Annotated in this window: 1 protein-coding gene; it reads right to left on the bottom strand. The window is 42.8% G+C overall.

Annotation, left to right across the window (positions count from 1 at the left end; translation table 11 throughout):
- Positions 1 to 163 precede the first annotated feature (163 nt).
- Complete coding sequence (locus B7X71_RS16805) at positions 164 to 1,147, bottom strand: tripartite tricarboxylate transporter substrate binding protein (protein WP_293601581.1); 984 nt, start codon at positions 1,145 to 1,147, stop codon at positions 164 to 166.
- Positions 1,148 to 1,468 lie beyond the last annotated feature (321 nt).

Raw genomic sequence — 1,468 nt, 5'->3', positions numbered from 1 at the left:
TGCTTGGCTCCAAAATAGCCCATGCAACTGAGGAGACTACTAAATCAACCTGTTCCTGTGTGTACAACTCAAAACTTTTTTGCGCAATACGAGCACGCTTGATGATGTTTTCTACTTCTGACATATATTCTTTACTAAATGTTTAAAAATGAACTTAATGCGCTTAGTCAACCTTAATATTGGCTGCCTTTACCACTTGCTTCCATTTGGCGATCTCTTTTTTCACAGTAGCACCCAATTGCTGTGATGAGTCACCCACTGCCTCTGCACCTTGACTGAGTAATTTTTCCTTTACTTCAGGCTGTGCAAGCACCTTAATGGCAGCCTGATTTAAACGATCAATAATTGGCTTTGGTGTATTGGCAGGAACAAACATGGCATACCAAGAGTCCACCTCAAAATCTTTAAATCCTGATTCTGCCATGGTTGGAACGTCCGGAAATACGGCAGAGCGCTTCAGTGTTGAAACAGCTAGCGCTTTTAATTTACCGCTCTTTACAAACTGGGCAGCTGCGGGAATAGAAACCCATAACAATGGAACCTGACCTGCCATGACATCCGTAACAGCTGGGCCACCGCCACGATAGGGGATATGAACCATATCAACACCTGCATCTGTTGCCATCATCGCACCAGCGAGATGACCTGGAGACCCATTACCAACAGAGGCATAAGAGATAGAGCCTGGTTTTGCTTTTGCCATCTCAATCACTTCTTTAACATTCTTGGCGGGAAAATTGGGATTGGCAACCAAGATTTGAGGCAAAGATGCAATGGTCACAACTGGAGAGAAATCTTTCTCTGTATCAAATGGCAGTCGGGGATAAAAAGAAGGATTAATGGTGTGAGATGAGAGCGTAAATAGCACTGTATATCCATCAGAGGGGGACTGGGCTGCTAGAGCAGATCCAATTGACCCACCAGCACCTCCGCGATTATCAATAATGACTTGCTGACCCAATTCCTTGGCGAGAGGCTCTTGTACTATCCGAGCAATAACATCAGTACCTCCACCCGGTGGGTAAGGAACAATAAACTTAATTGGCTTAGTTGGCCAAGACTGGGCATAGACACCATTTACTACCAACATGTTGGACAGGCACAGAGCTGCGCCAAGCACCAACTTAAAGATCTTATTCGTCTGCATACAAACTCCTCTAAAGGTTATTCATTGCTGCTTCACAAGTTACCATACTCTATTCAGTTCTACTGAACAAGTTGTTTCGTATAAGTAATAACACTAATAAATTTATGCTATAAAGTCCACATGTTCTATTAAAATGAACAAAATATGTAATTTTATGAGATTAATTCAATGTCTGATCTAGAAATAATTGAAAATCTGGATATCGCAAAAAAAGATGCTTTGAGCGAAAACTCTTCCATGCTCAAAGGGGTAGTCATTCTTGAGGCACTTGCGAACCTTCGACAACCCGCTTCCTTGGCTCAGCTCATGCAGATTACCGGG

Source organism: Polynucleobacter sp. 39-46-10, from assembly GCF_002282275.1.
This window is presented reverse-complemented; position numbering and strand designations above follow the sequence as displayed.

Bases quoted from the DNA above. Each gene is read 5' to 3' on its own strand.
- B7X71_RS16805 (WP_293601581.1), bottom strand. From the start codon at position 1,147: ATGCAGACGAATAAGATCTTTAAGTTGGTGCTTGGCGCAGCTCTGTGC.